General features: G+C 45.6%; 13 protein-coding genes, 2 tRNA genes and 2 rRNA genes. 6 read left to right on the top strand and 11 right to left on the bottom strand.

Annotated elements, in window-relative coordinates:
- Positions 1–37: 37 nt before the first annotated feature.
- The 4 genes from E0E16_RS10815 to E0E16_RS10830 all read right to left on the bottom strand — a co-directional run bounded on the left by E0E16_RS10815 (position 38) and on the right by E0E16_RS10830 (position 5,208).
- Positions 38–2,944: ribosomal RNA gene (locus tag E0E16_RS10815) — 23S ribosomal RNA — on the bottom strand.
- Between the two features lie 252 nt (positions 2,945–3,196).
- Positions 3,197–3,270: transfer RNA gene (locus tag E0E16_RS10820), tRNA-Ala, on the bottom strand.
- A 133-nt stretch (positions 3,271–3,403) separates the two neighbouring features.
- Positions 3,404–3,477 (bottom strand) — tRNA-Ile (locus E0E16_RS10825).
- A gap of 200 nt (positions 3,478–3,677) precedes the next feature.
- Positions 3,678–5,208 (bottom strand): 16S ribosomal RNA (locus tag E0E16_RS10830).
- The 16S and 23S rRNA genes sit together here with 2 tRNA genes alongside, the layout of an rRNA operon.
- A gap of 1,271 nt (positions 5,209–6,479) precedes the next feature.
- On the opposite strand from E0E16_RS10830, the gene pnp reads away from it, so the two are divergent.
- The 3 genes from pnp to E0E16_RS10850 all read left to right on the top strand — a co-directional run bounded on the left by pnp (position 6,480) and on the right by E0E16_RS10850 (position 10,007).
- Complete coding sequence (pnp, locus tag E0E16_RS10840) at positions 6,480–8,717, top strand: polyribonucleotide nucleotidyltransferase (protein WP_130830300.1); 2,238 nt, start codon at positions 6,480–6,482, stop codon at positions 8,715–8,717.
- Complete coding sequence (locus tag E0E16_RS10845) at positions 8,692–9,000, top strand: hypothetical protein (RefSeq protein ID WP_130830301.1); 309 nt, start codon at positions 8,692–8,694, stop codon at positions 8,998–9,000. Before pnp ends, E0E16_RS10845 begins: the two co-directional genes overlap by 26 nt.
- Positions 9,001–9,146: 146 nt before the next feature.
- Complete coding sequence (locus E0E16_RS10850) at positions 9,147–10,007, top strand: OmpA/MotB family protein (RefSeq protein WP_130830302.1); 861 nt, start codon at positions 9,147–9,149, stop codon at positions 10,005–10,007.
- A 64-nt stretch (positions 10,008–10,071) separates the two neighbouring features.
- Here the strand turns inward: E0E16_RS10850 and E0E16_RS10855 are convergent, their stop codons facing one another.
- Positions 10,072–10,701, bottom strand: coding sequence for an AlbA family DNA-binding domain-containing protein (locus E0E16_RS10855; protein ID WP_130830303.1), 630 nt, complete (start codon positions 10,699–10,701; stop codon positions 10,072–10,074).
- A 375-nt stretch (positions 10,702–11,076) separates the two neighbouring features.
- Here E0E16_RS10855 and E0E16_RS10860 point away from each other — a divergent pair, with 375 nt between their 5' ends.
- Positions 11,077–13,323: an inorganic phosphate transporter gene (locus tag E0E16_RS10860; RefSeq protein ID WP_130830304.1), complete on the top strand. Its 2,247-nt coding sequence runs from the start codon at positions 11,077–11,079 to the stop codon at positions 13,321–13,323.
- 283 nt (positions 13,324–13,606) lie between these two features.
- On the opposite strand, the gene E0E16_RS10865 is transcribed toward E0E16_RS10860, so the two are convergent.
- Together E0E16_RS10865 and phoB are read right to left on the bottom strand one after the other, a co-directional pair.
- Positions 13,607–15,022 carry a sensor histidine kinase gene (locus E0E16_RS10865; protein WP_130830305.1) on the bottom strand — a complete coding sequence of 472 codons (1,416 nt, stop codon included), beginning with the start codon at positions 15,020–15,022 and terminating at the stop codon, positions 13,607–13,609.
- A gap of 88 nt (positions 15,023–15,110) precedes the next feature.
- Complete coding sequence (phoB, locus tag E0E16_RS10870; protein WP_130830306.1) at positions 15,111–15,809, bottom strand: two-component system response regulator PhoB; 699 nt, start codon at positions 15,807–15,809, stop codon at positions 15,111–15,113.
- Between the two features lie 779 nt (positions 15,810–16,588).
- Between phoB and E0E16_RS10875 the strand changes: the two genes are divergently transcribed.
- Together E0E16_RS10875 and E0E16_RS10880 are read left to right on the top strand one after the other, a co-directional pair.
- Complete coding sequence (locus tag E0E16_RS10875; protein ID WP_130828374.1) at positions 16,589–17,530, top strand: IS30 family transposase; 942 nt, start codon at positions 16,589–16,591, stop codon at positions 17,528–17,530.
- A 139-nt stretch (positions 17,531–17,669) separates the two neighbouring features.
- Entirely contained in the window at positions 17,670–18,821 is a 1,152-nt protein-coding gene (locus E0E16_RS10880; protein ID WP_130830307.1) for a TlpA disulfide reductase family protein, read from the top strand.
- A gap of 113 nt (positions 18,822–18,934) precedes the next feature.
- On the opposite strand, the gene E0E16_RS10885 is transcribed toward E0E16_RS10880, so the two are convergent.
- From E0E16_RS10885 to speA, 4 genes are all read right to left on the bottom strand, one after another.
- Complete coding sequence (locus tag E0E16_RS10885; protein WP_240048137.1) at positions 18,935–19,522, bottom strand: hypothetical protein; 588 nt, start codon at positions 19,520–19,522, stop codon at positions 18,935–18,937.
- Positions 19,523–19,999: 477 nt separating this feature from the next.
- The gene (locus E0E16_RS10890; RefSeq protein WP_130830308.1) at positions 20,000–20,482 is read right to left on the bottom strand and encodes a PG0215 family putative anti-sigma factor; all 483 of its coding nucleotides are present in this window, start codon (positions 20,480–20,482) and stop codon (positions 20,000–20,002) included.
- Positions 20,472–20,984, bottom strand: coding sequence for a GFO_1088 family ECF-type sigma factor (locus tag E0E16_RS10895; RefSeq protein WP_130830309.1), 513 nt, complete (start codon positions 20,982–20,984; stop codon positions 20,472–20,474). Before E0E16_RS10895 ends, E0E16_RS10890 begins: the two co-directional genes overlap by 11 nt.
- Positions 20,985–21,138: 154 nt before the next feature.
- Positions 21,139–23,031 (bottom strand): biosynthetic arginine decarboxylase, encoded by a 1,893-nt coding sequence (speA, locus tag E0E16_RS10900; RefSeq protein ID WP_130830310.1) that lies wholly within the window; start codon positions 23,029–23,031, stop codon positions 21,139–21,141.
- Between the last annotated feature and the right edge of the window lie 73 nt (positions 23,032–23,104).

Here is a 23,104-nt window from a genome sequence, read left to right on the forward strand (position 1 = left end):
GAGGTTATTTACAGTACAACTCAAAGTGTGAGCAAAGGAATGAAAGTTTCGGGCAATTAGTAGTGCTCGGCTTTGACATCGCTGTCTTTACACCTGCACCCTATCAACGTCATCGTCTGTGACGACCCTTGTGAGGAGTTCTTATCTTGCGGAAGGCTTCGCGCTTAGATGCTTTCAGCGCTTATCCATACCAGACTCAGATACCCGGCGGTGCACCTGGCGGCACAACCGGTAAACCGGAGGTCTGTCCATCACGGTCCTCTCGTACTAGTGACGGAACCACGCAAAACTCCTGCGCCCACGATAGATAGAGACCGAACTGTCTCACGACGTTCTGAACCCAGCTCGCGTGCCACTTTAATGGGCGAACAGCCCAACCCTTGGGACCTTCTCCAGCCCCAGGATGTGACGAGCCGACATCGAGGTGCCAAACCACCCCGTCGATATGAGCTCTTGGGGGGGATCAGCCTGTTATCCCCGGAGTACCTTTTATCCTTTGAGCGATGCAGTTTCCATACACTTGCACCGGATCACTATGCCCCAGTTTCCTGCCTGATCGGCATGTCTGCCTCACAGTCAAGCACCCTTGTGCCATTACACTCTATAGGGTCGGTTACCAATCGACCTGAGGGTACCTTTGGAAGCCTCCGTTACGCTTTTGGAGGCGACCACCCCAGTCAAACTACCCACCAAACAGTGTCCCCGATAAAAACGGGTTAGACCTCGGACAGCCAAAGGGCCGTATTTCAAGGATGACTCCATCATCGCTGGCGCGACAACTTCAAAGCCTCCGGCCTATCCTACACATCGGATGACCAAGGTCAATGCTAAGCTGTAGTAAAGGTTCACGGGGTCTTTTCGTCCCATCGCGGGTAATCGGCATCTTCACCGATACTACAATTTCACTGAGATCATGATTGAGACAGCGTCCAGATCATTACACCATTCGTGCAGGTCGGAACTTACCCGACAAGGAATTTCGCTACCTTAGGACCGTTATAGTTACGGCCGCCGTTTACCGGGGCTTCAATTCAAACCGTCGGATTACTCCTAAGCTCTCCTCTTAACCTTCCGGCACCGGGCAGGTGTCAGGCTGTATACATCATCGTTAGAGTTTGCACAGCCCTGTGTTTTTGGTAAACAGTTGCCTGGACCGATTCTCTGCGCCTCATATTACTATGAGGACCCCTTTTCCCGAAGTTACGGGGTCAATTTGCCTAGTTCCTTAACCATGAATCTCTCAACGCCTTGGTATGTTCTACCCGACCACGTGTGTCCGTTTGCGGTACGGGTTGCGTGAACATGAGCTTAGCGGATTTTCTAGGGAGTATGATTACCTGTGCTGTCGGATTCCTCAGAAGAGAAAACCGTAATATCGACCATCAGCTCTACGGGTGGATTTGCCTGCCCGTATCAACACCTAAAGTCTTATACGTCCATGTCCGTCAGGACGCGACAGTGTCACTGCTCCGTCTCCACATCGCTGAACACGCAAGTCACGGAATATTAACCGTGTCTGCCATCGCCTTCGCCGTTCGGCTGAGACTTAGGACCCGACTGACCCCGGGCTGATTGGCATCGCCCGGGAAACCTCGGTCTTGCGGCGGGGGGGATTCTCACCACCCTAATCGTTACTTATACCTACATTTGCTTTTCCATAAACTCCAGGATCAATCAATATCACCATTCTGCGTAAATGGAATGCTCCCCTACCGATACTTTTTATATACAATGCTATCCCGCGCCTTCGGTATCCGGCTTATACCCGATTATTATCCACGCCCGGACCCTCGACTAGTGAGCTGTTACGCACTCTTTGAATGAATGGCTGCTTCCAAGCCAACATCCTAGCTGTCACGGGGACCAGACTTCGTTAGACTAACTCAGCACGGAATTTCGGGACCTTAGACGGCGGTCAGGATTCTTCTCCTCTCGGGGACGGACCTTAGCACCCGCCCCCTTACTGCACAGCTACTGTCCATGAGCATTCGGAGTTCGTCAGGTCGCGATAGGCGGTGAAGCCCTCTTGACCTATCGGTCGCTCTACCTCTCATGGAAAACACTGCACGCGGCACCTAAATGCCTTTCGGGGAGTACGAGCTATCTCCAAGTTTGATTGGCCTTTCACTCCTACACTCACCTCATCCAGAAGCTTTTCAACGCTTATTGGTGCGGTCCTCCATTCCGTGTTACCGGAACTTCAACCTGGGCAAGTGTAGATCACTTGGTTTCGCGTCTACCCCATCCGACTTAAACGCCCTGTTAAGGCTCGCTTTCACTACGGCTCGGAATATTAAATCCTTAACCTTGCCGGACATGGTAACTCGTAGGTTCATTATGCAAAAGGCACGCCGTCACTGAATTAACAGCTCCGACCGCTTGTAGGCGCATGGTTTCAGGAACTATTTCACTCCCCTCATCGGGGTGCTTTTCACCTTTCCCTCACGGTACTCGTACACTATCGGTCTCACGGGAGTATTTAGCCTTGCCGGATGGTCCCGGCGGATTCGCGCAGAATTTCACGTGTTCCGCGTTACTCAGGATACCGCTACGTCTCGTCATGCTTCGGATACGGGATTATCACCCTCTAAGATGCCTCTTTCCAAAGGCTTCTCCTCACAATCTAAGTACGACAGCGCGGTCCTACTACACCTCTGACGCGTTGCCACGTCAGGGGTTTGGGCTGTTCCCCGGTCGCTCGCCACTACTGGGGGAATCATTTGATTATTTTCTTCTCCTGCAGGTACTAAGATGTTTCAGTTCCCTGCGTTTGCCTTACCAAAAAAATATGGTAATGTCATCCCTTCAGGATGACGGGTTGTCCCATTCGGAAATTTCCGGATCAAAGGTTATTTGCACCTACCCGAAACTTATCGCAGCTTATCACGTCCTTCATCGCCTCCGTGAGCCTAGGCATCCGCCATACGCCCTTTCCTACTTTCTATTCGCCTTTATCGATCTTCTGACAAGAACGAAGCTTGTCATGAAAAAAGATAATGTAGCTCATACTTTCAGCTGTATTGTGAAATCTTCATTTTTAATGACTAATGCCTGAAAAAAATCAAGCAAAAGTCTGAACTTTCAGTTTTACTTTACTGTTATGCTTGTGTCAATATGTCAAAGATCGAATGTCAAAGGTCGGAAGAAACAAAGAGCCATGAGCAATGGCATGTAACATCCCGACCGAGACAAAATGTGGAGAATAACGGATTCGAACCGTTGACCCCCTGCTTGCAAAGCAGGTGCTCTAGCCAGCTGAGCTAATCCCCCGAAGGAGAAAGGTATCAAGGAAAAGGTGTCATCTTATTGCCGAAAGACTTGAGCCTTGGCGCACATTGCCTTGCGACGATGTGTAGTCCCAAGAGGACTTGAGCCTTGGAACACATTGTCTTGCGACGATGTGTAGTCCCAGGCAGACTTGAACTGCCGACCTCCACATTATCAGTGTGGCGCTCTAACCAACTGAGCTATAGGACTGAGTTGGATAAAGTCGTACGGCTTCTACCCGGCTTCCCTGATTCTCTCATATTAGGATAAACAAAGTGTAGTTACAAGAAGTGGGAAACGAACGCTTCCAATTTCCTCGCGGCTTTCCAAAGAAAGGAAAAACGAGAGGAAGAAAGAGTGTCCACAAATAACTTGCAAAACCCATGAACAAAAGTAATCATCCACTCCAGAAAGGAGGTGTTCCAGCCGCACCTTCCGGTACGGCTACCTTGTTACGACTTAGCCCCAATCACCAGTTTTGCCCTAGGTCGCTCCTTGCGGTTACGAACTTCAGGCACCCCCGGCTTTCATGGCTTGACGGGCGGTGTGTACAAGGCCCGGGAACGTATTCACCGCGCCATGGCTGATGCGCGATTACTAGCGAATCCAGCTTCGTGGGGTCGGGTTGCAGACCCCAGTCCGAACTGAGACCGGATTTCAAGATTAGATGCAATTTGCATTACACCAACAAACTGTACCGGCCATTGTAACACGTGTGTAGCCCCGGACGTAAGGGCCGTGCTGATTTGACGTCATCCCCACCTTCCTCACACCTTACGGTGGCAGTATCCACAGAGTGCCCGGCATGACCCGATGGCAACTGAGGAAAAGGGTTGCGCTCGTTATGGCACTTAAGCCGACACCTCACGGCACGAGCTGACGACAACCATGCAGCACCTTCACCGGCGTCCCGAAGGACCTCAACATCTCTGTATCGTGCACCGGCAATTCAAGCCCGGGTAAGGTTCCTCGCGTATCATCGAATTAAACCACATGTTCCTCCGCTTGTGCGGGCCCCCGTCAATTCCTTTGAGTTTCACCGTTGCCGGCGTACTCCCCAGGTGGGATGCTTAACGCTTTCGCTTAGCCGCTGACAAAATTGCCAACAGCGGGCATCCATCGTTTACCGTGCGGACTACCAGGGTATCTAATCCTGTTTGATACCCGCACCTTCGAGCTTAAGCGTCAGTAACACTCCCGTGAGCTGCCTTCGCAATTGGAGTTCCTCATGATATCTAAGCATTTCACCGCTACACCATGAATTCCGCCCACGTTGCGTGTACTCAAGTCTGACAGTTCGCGCTGCAATTCAGATGTTGAGCATCTACATTTCACAACACGCTTATCAAACAGCCTACACTCCCTTTAAACCCAATAAATCCGGATAACGCCGGGACCTTCCGTATTACCGCGGCTGCTGGCACGGAATTAGCCGGTCCTTATTCATGCGGTAACTGCAAACACTCACACGTGAGTGACTTTATCCCCGCATAAAAGCAGTTTACAACCCATAGGGCCGTCATCCTGCACGCTACTTGGCTGGTTCAGGCTACCGCCCATTGACCAATATTCCTCACTGCTGCCTCCCGTAGGAGTTAGGACCGTGTCTCAGTTCCTATGTGGGGGACCTTCCTCTCAGAACCCCTACCGATCGATGCCTTGGTGGGCCGTTACCCCGCCAACAAGCTAATCGGACGCATCCCCATCCAATACCGATAAAATCTTTCGTCCGCTTCAGATGTCTTCAATGGACTGCATCGGGTATTAGTCCGTCTTTCAACGGGTTATCCCCAAGTAATGGGCAGGTTGGATACGCGATACTCACCCGTGCGCCGGTCGACGTCCAAAAAGTGCAAGCACTTAATGCCGTTTCCCCTCGACTTGCATGTGTTAAGCCTATAGCTAGCGTTCATCCTGAGCCAGGATCAAACTCTCCATTGTAAAATAATGTAAATGCCATTAAAACAATACATATATATAATAAATATATATACACATCGAAAAAAGGCATAAAAGTATGTCTCCGAGTCAGAATGATTATCCTTCATTCAAAGTATCAAGTTTAAACACCTTTCTATATATGTAATATCAACCACCAGGATTTGGATGAAACCAAAAGGGCAGAAGATAAAAAAAATTGAACGGTTCGTTTCTTTACCCATCCACCGACCAATAAAAAAAATATCGGCGGCGGACGCTTCTTCTTGTACTACTTCTCTGTCTATGTAAATCTTTTCAAAGAACGATTTTGATGCCATCGCAAAAACGCCTCGTGGCGTATTTCTTGAAAGCGAGTGCAAAGATAATGCAATAATTCACAACCACCAAATATTTTCAAGGAAAAATTTTAGAAATAAGTAAAATGAAATAAAGAATTGATATAAATCAAGAGATGAAAGAAGATACACCTTATATTATAAACATTCGGAAAGCATGTTCTCGTATCTGTTTCAATTATAAAAAAGACACGAATAGGAAAAATATCTTAGTTTTGCTTACAGCTGTTCTATTAAGAAAAAAAATGAAAGAAACTCACCTGAGAGGGAAGCTCGGAAATCATCATGCACCACACATTTTCTCTTGTTGATTTTTGGGATCATCCCAAGTTTCTTCGATAGAGGTGGTTCATGCTCCTTGGACACGTTCCGTCAGTTGCCGGAATGCTTATAGAACATGGAGGCGAATGCTTCCGTTATCCACACAAATCAACATAGCCCCCTATTTTGGGGCGTCCGACATTTGGAGTGATGAAGTAGGAGTGAAACTTAAAAGTTCACAACACGGTTTTCTCGAAAAACTTCTCATTAACAATGGGTTTAAGCTTAATGAAATGCATATAGAAGTCATAGGCATTATTGCATCACAAATTATCACTTCTTGAGTATAAACCTCCGTATATAAAGGGTTTATGAATAGGACTAATTGTATAACTTGATGATTTTCAAAAGCTAAAGACCATCACTCGAAATTCCGGGAGACCCATATTTTAGGACATTATTGGTTGAAAACACGCTTTTCGTATGATAAAATGAAAATAAATCGGGTTTTATTTGTCATTTAGACAAATTCTTCCTACATTTGTACGATTTTATTTTATGCGGAAACCGTAATTCGGTCCACAAGGTAGAATAGCACTTACTTTTTTACCTTTTTACCATTTACATTTTCCCTTATGATGTAGGTCAAAACAATAAGTATTTTTTAAATTTTAGATGAACGTAATTACGAAAACTCTTCAATTGGCTGATGGAAGAACCATCACAATTGAAACCGGAAAGGTTGCGAAGCAAGCCGACGGAGCCGCTGTACTCAGAATGGGCAACACCGTGCTTCTCGCCACAGTTTGCGCAGCCAAAGAGGCAGTTCCGGGTACAGACTTTATGCCTTTGCAAGTGGATTATCGCGAGCAGTACGCTGCCGCAGGTCGTTTCCCCGGTGGATTTACAAAACGCGAAGGCAAAGCGAACGACGAAGAAATCCTGACGTCACGATTGGTTGACCGCGTGCTTCGTCCTTTATTCCCATCAGATTATCACACAGAAGTATTCGTTACCGTAATGCTTCTCTCCGCCGATGGCGTTGATCAGCCTGACGCACTTGCGGGATTTGCTGCATCGGCAGCCATGCAGTGCTCCGATATTCCTATCGAATTCCCCATCTCCGAAGTGCGTGTGGCTCGCGTGAATGGCGAGTATGTCATCAACCCGACTTTCGAACAGATGAAGTCTGCCGACATGGATATCATGGTAGGTGCCACAAAGGACAACATCATGATGGTGGAAGGTGAGATGGATGAAGTGTCAGAGCAAGATCTCATCGGCGCGCTGAAGGTGGCTCACGAAGCAATCAAACCCATGTGCGAGTTGCAGGAAGAACTTGCAAAAGAACTGGGAACCGACGTAAAACGCGAATACAACGACGAGACAAACGACGAAGAACTTCGCGAGCTGGTGAGAAAGGAAACCTATGACGCTTGCTATGCCGAGGCACAGAGTGGTGATAACGACAAGAAACATCGCGAAGAGACATACGACAAGATAAAAGCGGATTTCGTGGAAGCCTACGATGCCGCACACACCGACTTATCGGAAGACGACCTCGAGGAAAAACACGCCGAGATAGAACGATATTTTGCCGATGTGCAACGCGACTCCATGCGTCGCAGCGTGCTCGATACGGGCAAGCGAATGGATGGTCGCGCCACAGACGAGATACGTCCCATTTGGTGCGAAGTGGACGCGTTGCCAATGCCCCACGGAAGTGCTTACTTCCAGCGTGGCGAGACGCTTTCACTCTCCACCTGCACGCTCGGTACGAAACTCGACGAGAAGATGATCGACAATGTCTTGGACAAGAGCTATCAGCGATTCTTGCTGCATTACAACTTCCCACCGTTCTGTACGGGCGAGGCAAAGGCGCAACGCGGTGTGGGACGTCGCGAGATAGGGCATGGTCATTTGGCATGGCGCGGATTGAAAGGTCAGATCCCGGAAGATTTCCCTTACACGGTACGACTGGTAAGTCAGATACTTGAATCGAACGGTTCTTCTTCCATGGCTACTGTTTGCGCCGGAACGTTAGCATTGATGGATGCCGGTGTGCCCATGAAAAAACCGGTGTCGGGAATAGCGATGGGATTGATTAAGAACCCGGGCGAGGACAAATATGCTATTTTGAGCGATATCCTCGGCGATGAAGACCACTTGGGCGACATGGACTTCAAGACCACCGGAACAAAAGACGGTATCACTGCCACGCAGATGGATATCAAATGCGATGGTCTTTCCTTTGAAATATTGGAAAAAGCATTGATGCAAGCAAAAGCCGGAAGAGAGTATATCCTCGGAAAACTGACTCATACCATTGAAGAACCACGCAAGGAACTAAAACCACAAGTTCCGCGTATCGTGGCTTTCGAGGTTCCAAAGGAATTTATCGGTGCGATTATCGGCCCCGGTGGAAAAATCATTCAGCAGATGCAGGAAGAGACCGGAGCCACCATTACCATTGAAGAAACAGATGGTGTGGGCAAGATTCAGGTTTCCGCTCCAAACAAGGAGAGTATCGATGCTGCGGTAGGCAAGATAAAAGCGATTGCGGCTGTCCCGGAAGTGGGCGAAGTGTACGAGGGAACCGTTCGTTCCATCATGCCTTATGGATGCTTCGTGGAGATATTGCCGGGCAAGGATGGACTGCTCCATATATCAGAGATAGATTGGAAACGCCTTGAGACGGTAGAGGAAGCCGGAATAAAAGAAGGGGACAAAATTAAGGTGAAGCTCCTTGATATTGACCCGAAAACCGGTAAATATAAATTGTCGCACCGTTGCTTGCTCGAAAAACCGGAAGGCTACGTTGAGCCACAGCGTCGTCCGCGCGGTGAGCGTCGTCCGCGTCGAGACAATGATAGGCGTCGCAACAATCATGATGCGAACACCAACGAAGAATAAAGAAGAACTGACAAATGCACATCAAAAAACTCTCGCAAACAATGCGAGAGTTTTTTGTGCTTGGGCAACAAGGAAAGAAAAACCACGTAAGTATCTATATCAGCCGCAAACGGATAACGTTTTTTATCAATTGTCTGACCGATATTTCTGTAATAACATTCCTATAGACTTTTTTTATCCGGGAAACAAAGAGGGAATGAAAGAAAAACAAGCAGGAAAGTCTGATTTGTGGTTAAAAATACATAAAGGAACTAATCTTTTCTTGGTTTTTATCGTCAATTAGATAACTTTGCAAACAATGAATCTGTGAACATCCCTTTGCCAACTCGTTTCCGAACATGGGGAGTTGAGAATCATCAGGCGTAAAATTATCATACATATATAACTGTCGAAAAACAGAATAATGAATAATAAAAGGAGAATAGAACTATGAAAAAGAATCTATTGGCTTTAACATTCGTGCTCGGAGCATTTCTGATTACCGGGTGCGCAAGCAAGAAAGACTTGCAGAACTGTCAGACGGAGAATCAACGACTCTCCGGAGAATACCAAAGTGCAAAAGAAACCATTGCTGCCAACAACGCACGCATCAAGAGTCTTGAAGACCAGTTGGCACAAGCTAAGGCAAGTGCGGCAGCTCTGCAGGGTAGTTTGGACAAGAGTCTGAACAACGCAAATTCGAACAACGTGAATATTTCCAAGTTGGTGGACCAAATCAACGAGAGCAACCAGTACATTCGCCACTTGGTAGAGGTGAAGAGCAAGAGCGACTCGCTGAATGTGGTTCTGACGAACAATCTTACACGCAGCCTGAGCAAGGAAGAACTGAAAGAGGTGGACGTTCAGGTGTTGAAGGGTGTCGTATATATCTCTTTGGCTGATAACATGCTTTACAAGAGTGGCTCGTATGAAATCAACGACCGCGCTGAACAAACGTTGCGTAAGATTGCCAAGATTATCATGGATTACAAGGATTATGACGTGCTCATTGAGGGAAATACGGATAACGTTCCCGTGAATAACCAAAGCGAGAAGATGAAGAATATCCGCAACAACTGGGATCTCTCGGCTCTTCGCGCATCTTCGGTGGTTCAGTATCTGCAAGACCACTTCGGAGTAAATCCAAAACGTCTCACTGCAGGCGGACGTGGCGAATATAACCCGCTCACTACCAATGATACGGAGGTAGGCAAGCAGCGCAATCGTCGCACACAGATTATCATTACTCCCAAGCTCGACCAGTTTATGGACTTGATTGGTGAGGCACCCGAAACGGAAGAAGCGAAATAAAGTGAGCTTCTTGATATAAACAATACGACCGCAATCATCCGCAAAAGGAGGGTTGCGGTCGTTCTTATTTTATCGTGAAAGTGAATTGTTCGCCGACATACTTATATTCCAATACGTTGTAGCGTATAAGTCGTGCCAAAGTGGAGATGACCGTGTAGCGATTTATCTTGGAAAGTCTGACGATTTTGTTCAGTGTGAGGTTAGGCTTTTCATCGATGAGTGCCAGAAGATGCTTTGTCTTCTCGGTGTATTCCATCATGCTGCGAGGTTGTTGTTCCTGTTTCCACATCTCCAAGTGTATGGGCGATGCGATAATATTTTCGTCTTTTATTCTTATGTACGCGTGCTTATTATTTTTCTCATCAATGGCGAAAATGGGTTTTTGTGCAGCGGGTGGGATGGTTGCGATGACTACGTTGCGTCCCTCAACATGAAAGGTGGAAAACGAGATATCACTTTCAGGTAAGCAATATTTGTATGCTGCGGCGTGCATCATGTAAATTTCCTCTTCTGACCTCACTCCGGAAATGTGTCCATCGTCCCTTACTCCTATTAAAAGTCTGCCTCCTTCGCTGTTGGCAAATGCCGAAACCGACTTGGCGAGCTTTATGGCATTCTGCACTTTGTATTTGAAATCTTGTTGCCGATGCTCTCCTTGGGCGATGAGCATCTGAAGATATTGCTGTTGAGTCATCTGTTGAGAAGTTTGTCGCAAAGGTAGCGATTTTTAGTTCTTAAAAAGAAAATGGGAGAAACTTTTATGATTGTTTTCCACATGGTATCTCCTATCTATGTTATTTGGTAGTGCCGAGAAAGAATAGTCGCATGAGCATTGTTTCATCCCAAATCTCTAAGTTTGCAATATGAATTGCAATAAATAAAGAGATTTGGGTTCACGGGAGAAAGTCCGGGTGAGCCATAACAATGGGACATCAGCGAAGTCTTGTTTTCATTTGATTGAGACGGATGAGTGTGTCTTAACGGAATTGTAACACACGTTTAATTTGCTTGTAACATTAGCAATGTACCTTTGCGCCCAAAAGAAATATATAAGGTTTAAAGTTACGAGATGGAAACAATGTATCTTTGTATTGTCGTATTTCTGCTTTGTTTGGCAGTATTCGACTTGTTTGTGGGGGTTAGCAACGATGCCGTAAACTTCTTGCAATCGGCAGTGGGTGCGCGCGTTGCCGGATTTCGCACCATTCTCATTATTGCATCCGTTGGTGTGGTATTGGGAGCCGTGTTGTCTTCGGGCATGATGGATGTGGCAAGGCATGGCATCATGACGCCAAGTCAGTATTCCTTTAGTGAAGTAATGACAATCTTCTTGGCTGTGATGGTTACGGACATCATCGTTCTCGATGTCTTCAATACGCTCGGAATGCCAACCTCTACTACTGTTTCGCTCGTGTTCGAGTTGTTGGGAGGAACGTTTATCATTGCTTGTATCAAAATGGCAGGTGATGGCAATCTGAGCTTTTCAAACCTGATGAACACGGAACAGGCACTGAAAGTAATCATTGCCATCTTCGTCTCGGTAGCCATCGCCTTTGTCTGCGGTACCATCGTGATGTGGATTTCCAGAGTTGTGTTCACGTTTAATTACAAGCGATATTCGCGCTATTCCATCGCTCTGTTTGGTGGCATCGCCTTTACGGCTCTATCCTATTTCATCTTCATGAAAGGACTTGGCAAAAGCCCTTATCTTCCGGGCAACATTAAGGAATATATAGAAGCGAACATTAACTTTCTCCTTTTGATAACTTTCATTGCCTCTACCATATTGATGGAAATTCTCCATCTTCTTCGAGTAAACATCTTTAAGTTCGTAGTACTTATGGGTACTTTCGCTTTGGCAATGGCATTCGCCGGCAACGACTTGGTGAACTTTATTGGTGTGCCGCTCGCGGGATTGGACTCTTATCAGGATTTCATGGCAAATGCAGATGGAGCAAGCGATACGGCGTTTATGATGACATCACTGATGGAAAGCGCGAAAACCACACCAAGTTGGTTGTTGGGAGCGGGCGTTGTCATGATAGTTGCGATGGCTACTTCCAAGAAAGCACAGAATGTTATTAAGACGAGCGTGGACTTGAGCCGTCAGGATGAGGGCGATGAGATGTTCGGTAGCTCCAGTGCGGCACGTGCCATTGTGAGGTTTTCGCAAAATATCTCCGGCAACGTTAGTACTGCAATTCCCTCGCGCGTTAGCAGTTGGATAGACTCGCGTTTCAAAGAAAAAAGCGGAGATGAAGCGGATGTCAATGTAGCATTCGATGTGGTTCGGGCAGCAGTGAACCTTGTGTTGGCTTCCATGTTAATCACCATTGGAACAAACTTAAAACTACCACTTTCCACCACATACGTTACGTTCATGGTGGCAATGGGTTCCAGTCTTGCCGACCGTGCGTGGAGTCGCGAAAGTGCTGTGTTCCGCGTAACGGGAGTCTTATCGGTGATAGGTGGTTGGTTCATCACTGCCGGTGCTGCATTTATATCTTGTTCCATCGTTTGCATGATTATGTATTTCGGAGGAATTTTCATGAAGGTAGCTTTCATGTTGCTTGTGGTCTTCCTTTTGATTCGTTCGGAACGTAATTACAAAAAGAAGATGGCAAAAGAAGAGAGCGGAAGCGTATTCCGTTTGATGATGCGCACTCGCGACCCGGAATTGGTTTGGGATATGTTGCAACGACAAGTGGCACGCACACAGGCATACGTTTGTAAATTCGCCTTGGTTCAATTCAACGCAATTGTAGATGGATTTCATGAAGAGCGCATAAAGGAGTTGCGCCATACCGATAGGAATTTACAGCACGAAACGGAGGATTTGAAGAAATATCGTAGGCAAGAGATGCTCGGACTGAAACGTTGCCCGCCTGAATTGGCTATTGAGCGCAACACTTGGTTTCATTTGGGTGCAAATAGTAACCAACAGCTTATCTATTCTTTAAGAAGAATGCTTGAGCCTATTCGCGAGCATATTGGCAATAGCTTTAATCCTGTTCCCGAAGAGTTTATCGCCGAGTTCGAACCCATCCAACAGAAAATTAACGACTTGTTGAAAATCAGTGAGAATCTTATTTCCACTCGCAGGTTTGAGAATTACAGGGAAATGCTGACCGATGCGGATCAAGTAAAAGATGAACTGTCAGTCTTGCGTAAAAAGCATTTGGATAGGATGCAAAAAGCACAGGGTAATGCCGAATTTCAAGTATCTGTGGTCTATCTGAACATGTTGCAGGAAACCCAGCAATTCATAAGTGCCATGCGTCATCAGTTAAGGGCTGCGAAGAAGTTCTGCGAATAAACCTGATGGTTGGCTTTTCCCGATACGAGAAAATGAAATAAAAAAAGCTACAAAGCAGGCGTCATGTTCGATGAATATGACGCCTTTATTATTTTCAAAATTCCTTCTTTCCGTGGATTGCGACTTGTGATTTGCAAGCGTTGAGAATCAGGAACATAGTAAGAAAACGTCTGGTGGGCAATCCTTTGAAAGTCGATTTCATCTCTTCCGGAATTTCAATGTTTGAGTGCGCAGAATGTCAACGGATTTGTCTTGTCGTGACATTCTTCAGTTTGCTTCTCGATTAATTTCTATTGGCTTTTATGCGGAAATCGAAGCGCAACCCACTTGGACTGTTATTCACAACCTCTATGCTGCCACCATGAATGAGTACCGCATTCTTCACGATGGCAAGCCCAAGACCCGTTCCACCGAGTTTCCTGCTTCTGCCTTTGTCAATCCTGTAAAAACGTTCAAAGAGTCTCGGCAGATGTTCCTTATTTACACCCGTGCCATTATCGGTGAAGCAGAAGTTCCAATAGCCATTATTCTCGTAAGCATTCAGCGTGATGGTGGTTCCTTCGCCTGCATAAGCGATGGCGTTGTCGGTAAGATTGCGGAAAACGCTGTATAACAAGTTTTTTACCCCTTTCACCATAATGTGATCGGGCAGATTGTTGCGGAATGTCATGTCGCGCTCGTTTAGTTCCAATGCCGTTTCTCTTTGAATATTCGCGACCAAAGTGCAGATATCGATTGATTCAATGTCCATCATTTTCGCTCCATCATCAATCCTGTTGAGGGTTGAAATATCTCTCAGCAGCGATGTCAGCCTCTCTGTCTGGGTGTAACAGCGAGCGAGGAACTGTTTCTTATTCTCTTCCGTGATGCACGGATTATCCAAAATGGTTTCCAAGTAGCCTTGAATGGATGCTATGGGGGTCTTCAGCTCGTGGGCGATATTCTGTGTCAGCTGGCGTTTCAATATGTCTTGCTCTTGCCGGGTAGATTCCAGTCGTTTATAAATCTTAATGATGCGTTCGGCAATCTCGCCCAATTCGTCATCGGGGAAGTCGGCAAGGTCTTCTGTCTCAAGACTCTCATTGTTGTCTGCCCGCGATGCGAATATCTTTAGTTTGGTGATATTCTTGTCAAGACTGTTTACAAATCTGTAGATGACAAACGTAAGTAGTGCCAACGCCAACAGCGCGAACCATATATAATGTTGGTCCGACTTTAACGATTTTGCCAAGTCGTCATTGTAAGGCAACGCCGTGCGAATAATGATGCCATCTTTGGGAAAATAGGTGGCTGAATAATAATAATCCTGCTTCAATGTCTTGCTTCTTCTTTCCACAGTGGATCCCCAACCGGTAGCCAATGCCTTGATTACCTCCTCTCGGTTTCGATGGTTGGAAATGTGCAGGTAGTCTTTTTTCTCATTATCGAAAATCACCCCTCCATCGCGGCGGATGAGTGTAACGCGCATATCCTTTCGGCTGTGGGAAGCGAGATAGCTCGTGATACTCTTTTCTTCGTATCCACTCTTTTCCAACTCTTCTGCCATGTGTTTGTTGAACATCTGCAATTGCAATTCGAGTGTCTTCACTTTATATTGCTTTTCACGGTTTTGTTGGAAAACAATAAATGCGATTGAGAATACAAGGAAAACGGCCATAATACTCAGGTAGAGCTTATGACCGATGCTTATTTTTTTCATGATTCATTTGCTAAAGTCCGACAACTTGTTTTGTTGGGAAGCGTTGAGGCTTCGGCGAACCGCACGATGTCTCTTCCCTCCGCACGACTTACATGTTAAAGTAATAGCCAAACCCCAATCGGGTGGCAATACATTTGGAGAAACGTCCTATCTTCTTTCTAACCCTTGTGATATATACATCCACCGTTCGGTCAAGCACCAACACGTCTTTTGGCCAAATACGCTCAATGAGTTCTTGGCGAGAGAAGACTCGACCTCTTTCCTCCAGTAACAGATGCAGCAATTCAAATTCCGTTTTTGTAAATGGAACCTCTTCTCCGTCAATATTAACGGTCTTCTTCTCTAAATCCATTTCCAATCCTTCGAATGAAAGTGTTCTGTGCTGCTCCGGCTCAATCACTGTTGCCGTCTCCGTGCGATTTAGAACGGCTCTGACACGCAGAATAACCTCACGGATGGAAAATGGTTTTGAAATGTAGTCGTCTGCCCCCAAGTTAAAACCGGTAACCGTGTCGTTCTCGGAATCGCGGGCAGTGAGGAAGATGATGGGGATTTTCTTCGTCAGAGGATTGTCTTTTAGTTTTTTAGCCATGGCAAAACCGGAAATTTCGCCCATCATGACATCAAGAAGAATGAGATTATATCTTGAAATCTCCATGCCGAGAGCTTCCTCTGCGGAATGAGCCGTCTCCACAATGTATCCTTCGGTTTCAAGGTTAAACTTTAATATCTCGCAAATGTCCTCTTCATCATCAACAACTAAAATGCAGTGTTTGATATCGCCCATCTTCTTATAAGTTTGATTTTCTGCAAATTTATAAAATTTTTCCGTAATAGTTTTTTTTCTTATGTTAAAATCTTATGAAAAAACAACCTTTGTTTTGTCTTTGTGATGTGGAAAATCAAGAGTTACGATGTTACGAAGAGGTGCTCATCTCGTCATCAGGCGACTTCTGTTTGTAAACTATTCTTACCAAAAAACCGCATATATAAAATCGCAATCCGGGAAAACGACAGGAGGGAAATTGACGTTTTCCCAACAAAAATCAAGCGATATTTCTCCGAAAAACCATGTATTCTCACAAAAGCTTACCTTTTGTCATGCATTAGCTTATGTTTTGCGTTGCGATACATGAGCTTTTGCACTGCAAAAGGTAAGCTTTTGTAGTGAAAAACCACGAGGAAAATTAATGTTTTTATTTGCTCTCCGAGTGCTGTATCACGTATTTATCTGTTTATCAACTAATTGTGAAAATTAAGATAATTTGCGTATTTACGAACAAGGATGAATGTTTTTGCTTTTAAGGGCAGCATTTTGAGGTATATGTAAATATATTTCAACTACGATAATCCGTAGTTTCAACCTTAAATTCGTCTTTTTCCAAGTCGGGGAACCTGCAAGTTCCAAAACGAAGTGCAATAAAAGAGTAGCCCTCGCCGAGAGATGCAGACGTTCTCGAAGCGTAGCGAGAGGTTGTCTGCATCTCTCGGCGAGGAAAAAAACAACCAGCAATACAAATAAAAAAGGGAGACCTCTGTCTCCCCAAGATTAATTAACTTTGTATTGTGAAATATCATCAATTAACCTCGGAGCAAAGGTCGCAAATTTTCGCCTTACTCCAAAAGAAAACAGGGAGAAAAGAGATTGCCACAATCGTCGGCATCAGTCAGTCAACACTATCACGTGAAATCAAACGCAACAGCACGCCATCAGAAAAGTATATCTGGACAAAGGCGCACGATATGGCTATGCAGCGCAGAAAGAGAACGGTAAAGAACGCCAGGCTCTCTAACGAATTAGTCTGGAGAATTAAGGAATATATCACCAATGACCAGTGGTCTCCACGACAAATATCAGGTTATCTGCGCAAGAATGAGGGAATAAAGGTGTCCCACCAATCCATTTATAATATCATTCATAATGATACAACAGGGGAACTTGCCAAACACACAAGGCATAAGATGAAATACAGGCATCGTCCCAAGGGCAGGCATTTTCCAATTAAAGACAGGTTGAGTATCCATGAAAGAAGTAAGGAAGTTGACGGGAAGAGATTTGGAGATTTTGAGATGGACTTGATCGTAGACCCTGACCAGCATGCCATACTCACACTGGTAGAGAAATCCACCAATATGCTGCTTATGCAGAAACTGCCATTTGGGAAGCAGGCAAAGCCTCTGGCAAAGGTAGTTAGAAAACTGCTGCTACCATACAAGGACATTCTGAAGACCATTACAACAGACAACGGACCTGAATTTGCGGCACATAAGGATATTACCAAGTTCTTGGGCGTGCCCGTATACTTCGCTGATCCATATTGTTCTTGGCAAAAGGGAGCTATTGAGAATACAAATAAACTAATCAGACAATATATACCGAAAAAGGATTCGTTTGAACATTACACAGACAAGAGAATTATGTCGATACAAAAGAAATTGAACGAAAGACCGAGAGAAAAATTAAACTTTTCTACTCCAAAGTGTGAATTCTTCAAATACGTTTTATAATTTTGCACTTGCTGGTTGACTCTGCGACCACTCGCAAAAGACTGATAAGGGAAGATTTTTCCGGCATTGTTTCGATGTTTTGTCAAAATAACGTTATCTTTGCAGAGTAAGAAAAAGAAACACATCATCAGCAACAAGAATGAAAAACAACTTGAAAACCATACTCGCGAGTTGCCTTCTTTCGGGAACGGCAATGCTGACAGGCTGCTCAGGCGAGCAGTTTCACGTAACGGGAAACATCACCAACGCAAAGGATTCCGTGCTTTATTTCGAGCACAACAGTCTGACGGGCTTCCACAAACTCGACTCGGTGAAACTCGCCGACGACGGCAGTTTCGCTTTTTCAGGCGACAAGGCAGACAATCCTGAGTTCTATCGTTTGCGCATCGCCGACCAAATTATCAATATCGGCATCGATTCAACGGAGACGGTGAACGTTACTGCCGCCTATCCCGGAATGGCAGCGAGCTACGAGGTGAAAGGCTCGTACGAGAATGAGAAGATAAAGGAGCTGGCGCTGAAACAAATCAACCTGCAAGCACAATGCCAAGCCATCGCCACGCAACATCCGGAGGTGGCAGATTCGCTCATCGACAACCTGCTTGCCGGCTACAAACACGATGTCAGCAATAACTATATCTTCAAGGAGCCGATGAGAGCTTACAGCTATTTCGCCCTGTTTCAATACATCGTGGTGAACAACCGGGCACGCCTGATATTCAATCCGGCACGCGATGCGGCGGACAACAAGGTGTTCGGTGCCGTGGCAACAAGCTGGGACACGTTTTATCCGGGGTCGGAACGAGGCGAGAACCTGCACAACATCGCCATCAAGGGAATGCAGGATGAACGCATCGTAAAAGCACGTGGAAAACAGGTGGAAGTGAATGCGGAGGAAACAGGAGTCATCGACCTGCCACTGCGCGACAACGTGGGCAACGAACGGCATCTGACCGACTTGAAAGGTCAGGTGGTGCTTTTGGATTTTCACATCTTCGGAATGAAAGGCTCCACGGAATACATCATGCGGATGCGCGAACTCTATGAGAAGTATCATTCAAAAGGTTTGGAAATCTTCATGGTATCGCTCGATGACAATGAGCATTTTTGGAAAGAACAGGTGGCAAACCTGCCATGGATTAACGTCTTCGACAACACGGGCATAAGCCGGGCTTACACGGAGGCAGCCACTGCCACGCCAATTATTTACCTCATTGACCGGGGAAATAACATCGTAAGAAATCCGGGACAGATAAAAAATCTCGAAGCGGAGATACAAGCATTGCTATAAATCTTGCCGACCGGCGTTCCAACGCGCTCTTTCGCAAACCATAAATCGAACAAAGCCTCCTCACACAGTCCGGTGCGAAGAGGCTTTGTTCGATAACCGACAACAAATAGCGTTTAGAACGCCTTACCAAAACTAATGTATAAACCCAAAAGTGCCTCTCTGCCACAATACCGGTTATTGGTAATCATGCAAGCGGGAGTGATGCCAATACGGAACTGAAATCCACGTTTGTGGGTATAACGATACCCGATATTCAAATAAGCGAAGGAGGAGATGTTGTTTTCGGATATGTTTTTATAGGCAATTCTCCATTGCTCTGCTTCAAACTTAAAATGTTCAGCCACTGCGATGTGGTCGTTGTAATATCCGGTATTAACACCCAATCCCATTTCGAGGCGGTTTTTGCCTTTTCCAAGCAGATAATTTACTTCAAGCGGAATACTGTAAACCCGAGTCGAAGTACCCGCTGCGAAAAAATAGTTTGCCTTAGAATAACCAAAAGCAAACCCAACGCGATAGCCCCATTTGGAATCTTCCTTGAAACGCGCATCGTAATTGATGCCAACGCCATTGGAGCCACCTCCAAACTCAAGGAAAACACTTCGGGAGCGAATGGTGTCGTTTTGAGCATAAGCCGTGGTGGAAATGGAAAACAGCAAATGACACAGCAGGATTGACGTGAGAATATTCTTCTTTTTCATGTTTATAGGGTATGAATAGTGGTAAGATGGTGTTCAAAAATTAAACGTATATATCTTTCTTGGTTTCTTTAATTTTACTTTCCTACAATCTTTCCATCTCTTTTTCATCATTTTCTCGTCTTTCATCGGTCGGGCAGCTCGCTACACTCCCTTTTTAAATCAAAAGACTGAATGAAAAAACAAACGAAAATATTGTGGCAATTAATTTTGAATAGTTACTCAAAATATATTCTTATTCTTTCATAACGAGCGCAAAGATAATAAAAAAAAAGAGAAGAAGAATAATTCAATGGAAATATATCGCCAAAGCTTCCACATAGGAAATAGAACAAACACAAAAAGAAAAGCCAACATCCCTTGCCGGGATATTGGCCATCTATTGTTTTTACACATTGAAAAAATTAGAGAATTGAAACTTCACAGTTTCGCTTGTTTTACTAAATCTGATTATTTTATAGAGAAAGCATTGAAATTATCTTACTTAATGATGACCTGTTGTTGGGGCTGCGAGGTGGTGCTTTGCAACGAATCGGAGTGAGTTGAGTCTGCCTTGGCAACGGAAAGTCCTTCTCGCGTTTGGTTCGTGTTTGCCACCTCCGTTTGTTGGAGCTGTGCATCTTTCGGCTGAATGGCAGTTTGAATGGCATTTCCGAGGGTAAGCACTATCGCAACGACAGCTGCTGCCTTGAATAAGGGGATTAACCGCTGACGCATCGTTATGGTGCGTGCTTTCACGGGTTCGTCTTCCCGAATCATTCCAAGTACCTTGCGGTCGAACTCATCATCCAACGCATCGCTTTCCTTTTGTTCACGCCCATAAACGAACAAGTCTTTATAAGGCAAGAATTCAGCCGGAACGTCCTCTTGCGAAAAAAACGTGCGGAGAATATCCTCCTCATGCAACGTCGTCTCGCAACGCCAATAACGCTCCATTAACTGTTCTATGTACTTATAATCCATATTCATCTATTTTTTTGTATTTTTGTTTCACCGCCTGACGCGCCCTAAAGATGTTCACCTTGACCTGTTCTTCGGTTATTTCCAATATCTCGGCTATTTCCTTATAAGCTTTTCCCTCAAAATCTCTCAGCTGCATACAGCTCTTTTGCTTTTCGGGAAGTGAGTTTACGATATCTCTCACCAAGCGGATGTGGTCTTGACGAATCATCTCGTCTTGGGGATTGGACAAAGACTGCGGCTGAACTTCGTTAGTTGTTTCCAGCGATTCGTTGTTGTTGCCTTTTTTCTTTATCCTGTCCAATGAGAGGTTGCGGCAAATTTTCAGGCTGAAAGCCTCGATGGAGTCTATCGAATCCCAATCGAAACGTTTGTTCCAAACCTTTATCAGCGTATCCTGAACAATGTCTTCTGCCTCTGCCCGATTGAGCGTGATGCGCAAAGCGAGCCGGAAGAGTTCGTTCTTCAAAGGCAACACATCATTGCGGAAACTGATTTTCTTCATCCTCTCTGTTTGATTGACGATTAAATTAGGTCGAAAGTTACACTTTCATGTGAATTTCGCTAATATTTAACATTCATTAGCGAAATAACATAGATTCGAAGAGAGGCGGTTCGAAACTCTGATAGGGGCTTCACCGCTCCCTCCCCCCGAGAGATTATTCCAAATAAGTATAGCCGTAAAGCCCACTTCTGTAGTTGCTCAGGAACTCTTTGCCTTCTTCCAACGATATTTTTCCTTGCTTCACGCTCTTGGTAACCCAAATTTCGAGTTGTCGAACCAATTTTTTCGGATTGTATTGCACATACTCCAGCACCTCTTCCACGGTTTCACCATCAATGATTTGATCAATGTGATAAGTGCCGTTCTTCACTGAGAGGTGCACGGCATTGGTATCTCCGAAAAGATTATGCAAGTCGCCGAGGATTTCCTGATAAGCTCCCACGAGGAAAACACCGATGTAATAAGGTTCGTTACGTTTTAAGGCGTGAACGGGAAGCACGTGTCCGGTGCGCCCTTCGGTTACGAAATTGGCAATCTTTCCATCGCTATCGCAGGTAATGTCTTGCAACGTGGCTTTGCGCGTGGGGCGTTCGTTGAGCCGTTGGATGGGCATGACGGGAAAAAGCTGGTCGATGGCCCAGCTGTCGGGCAGCGATTGAAAGAGCGAGAAGTTGCAGAAGTATTTGTCTGCCAATAGTTTGTCAAGATTGCGAAGTTCGTCCGGAGCGTGTTTCATGCTCTTTGCCAATATGTTTATTTCATGGCAGACGCTCCAATACATGGCTTCTATGGCGGCACGAGTATTCAAATCCACCATACCATGTGAGAAAAGCTCAAGCGACTCCTCGCGTATCTGCTCGGCATCATGCCAGTCTTCCAACATGTTTCGGGAGTCAAGATTATCCCAAATGGCATACAACTCACGCACTAACTGATGATGGGTGTCGTTTGCCTCAAATTCTTCAGGCATTTCAGGTAAAGAAGCGGTCTCCAAGACATCAATGACGAGCACGGAGTGATGAGCTGCCAGACTTCTACCACTCTCCGTGATGATGTTCGGATGAGGGATTTCGCTTTTGTTCGCCGCATCAACGAAAGTATAAACACAGTCGTTGACATATTCCTGAATGGTGTAGTTCACCGAACTCTCGCTACTTGATGAGCGAGTGCCGTCGTAATCCACGCCAAGTCCACCGCCACAATCAACGAAATCTACATTGTAGCCCATCTTTCTTAGATTAACATAGTACTGTGCAGCCTCGGTGAGTGCGGTTTGGATGCGCCGTATCTTCGTGATTTGCGAACCAATGTGAAAGTGTATCAAACGCAAGGAATCATGCAGTCCGTTCTTATCAAGCAATTCCAAGGCTTTGAGCAGTTCAGAGGCGGTCAGTCCGAACTTGGAAGCATCGCCACCGCTGTCAGACCATTTGCCGGAGCCGGTGGAAGCCAATTTAATGCGAATACCGAGATTAGGTCTGACGTTCAACTTCTTAGCAACCTTGGCTATTATGTCAATCTCATTGAGCTTTTCCACAACGATAAAGATGCGTTTGCCCATCTTTTGCGCCAGCATAGCCAACTCAATGTAACTCTGATCTTTGTAGCCGTTGCAGATAATGGGCGAATCGCTCTGACATTGCACTGCGATGACGGCGTGAAGTTCCGGCTTGGAACCGGCTTCCAATCCGAGATTGAATTTCTTACCGTGCGAGATAATCTCGCCTACCACAGGTTGCATCTGATTGACCTTGATGGGGTAGATGATGAAATTTTCGCCTTTGAAATCGTATTCCTTTTTGGCGATGTTGAAACAAGAAGACGTTTTCTCAATACGATTATCCAAAATATCCGGAAAACGAAGCAAAACAGGAGGCGTAACATCGCGCAGGAGCAATTCATCCATAATGTCCCGCAAATCAACTTGTGTGTTGTCTTTGCAGGGAGTTACATAAACATCGCCTTTCTCGTTTACTCCGAAATAGGAAGTACCCCATCCATTGATGTTATAGAGTTCCTTCGCGTCTTCAATTGTCCATTTTTTCATAACTTTTCAGTACCGTGATGAGAGTTGCTTGCTTCGTTAATATAAGCCATTTATCTCGTAGTGAGAATTGTTC

The sequence above is a fragment of the Prevotella rectalis genome (assembly GCF_900607215.1).
Lineage (GTDB): Bacteria > Bacteroidota > Bacteroidia > Bacteroidales > Bacteroidaceae > Prevotella > Prevotella brunnea.

Excerpts from the sequence above, each read along its gene's own strand:
- phoB (WP_130830306.1), bottom strand. The coding sequence starts at position 15,809 with ATGGGCGATATCAAACACTGCATTTTAGTTGTTGATGATGAAGAGGAC.
- E0E16_RS10845 (WP_130830301.1), top strand. The coding sequence starts at position 8,692 with ATGATGCGAACACCAACGAAGAATAAAGAAGAACTGACAAATGCACAT.
- E0E16_RS10880 (WP_130830307.1), top strand. The coding sequence starts at position 17,670 with ATGAAAAACAACTTGAAAACCATACTCGCGAGTTGCCTTCTTTCGGGA.
- E0E16_RS10885 (WP_240048137.1), bottom strand. The coding sequence starts at position 19,522 with ATGAAAAAGAAGAATATTCTCACGTCAATCCTGCTGTGTCATTTGCTG.
- pnp (WP_130830300.1), top strand. The coding sequence starts at position 6,480 with ATGAACGTAATTACGAAAACTCTTCAATTGGCTGATGGAAGAACCATC.
- E0E16_RS10895 (WP_130830309.1), bottom strand. The coding sequence starts at position 20,984 with ATGAAGAAAATCAGTTTCCGCAATGATGTGTTGCCTTTGAAGAACGAA.
- E0E16_RS10890 (WP_130830308.1), bottom strand. The coding sequence starts at position 20,482 with ATGGATTATAAGTACATAGAACAGTTAATGGAGCGTTATTGGCGTTGC.
- E0E16_RS10855 (WP_130830303.1), bottom strand. The coding sequence starts at position 10,701 with ATGACTCAACAGCAATATCTTCAGATGCTCATCGCCCAAGGAGAGCAT.
- E0E16_RS10865 (WP_130830305.1), bottom strand. The coding sequence starts at position 15,022 with ATGAAAAAAATAAGCATCGGTCATAAGCTCTACCTGAGTATTATGGCC.
- E0E16_RS10860 (WP_130830304.1), top strand. The coding sequence starts at position 11,077 with ATGGAAACAATGTATCTTTGTATTGTCGTATTTCTGCTTTGTTTGGCA.
- E0E16_RS10850 (WP_130830302.1), top strand. The coding sequence starts at position 9,147 with ATGAAAAAGAATCTATTGGCTTTAACATTCGTGCTCGGAGCATTTCTG.
- speA (WP_130830310.1), bottom strand. The coding sequence starts at position 23,031 with ATGAAAAAATGGACAATTGAAGACGCGAAGGAACTCTATAACATCAAT.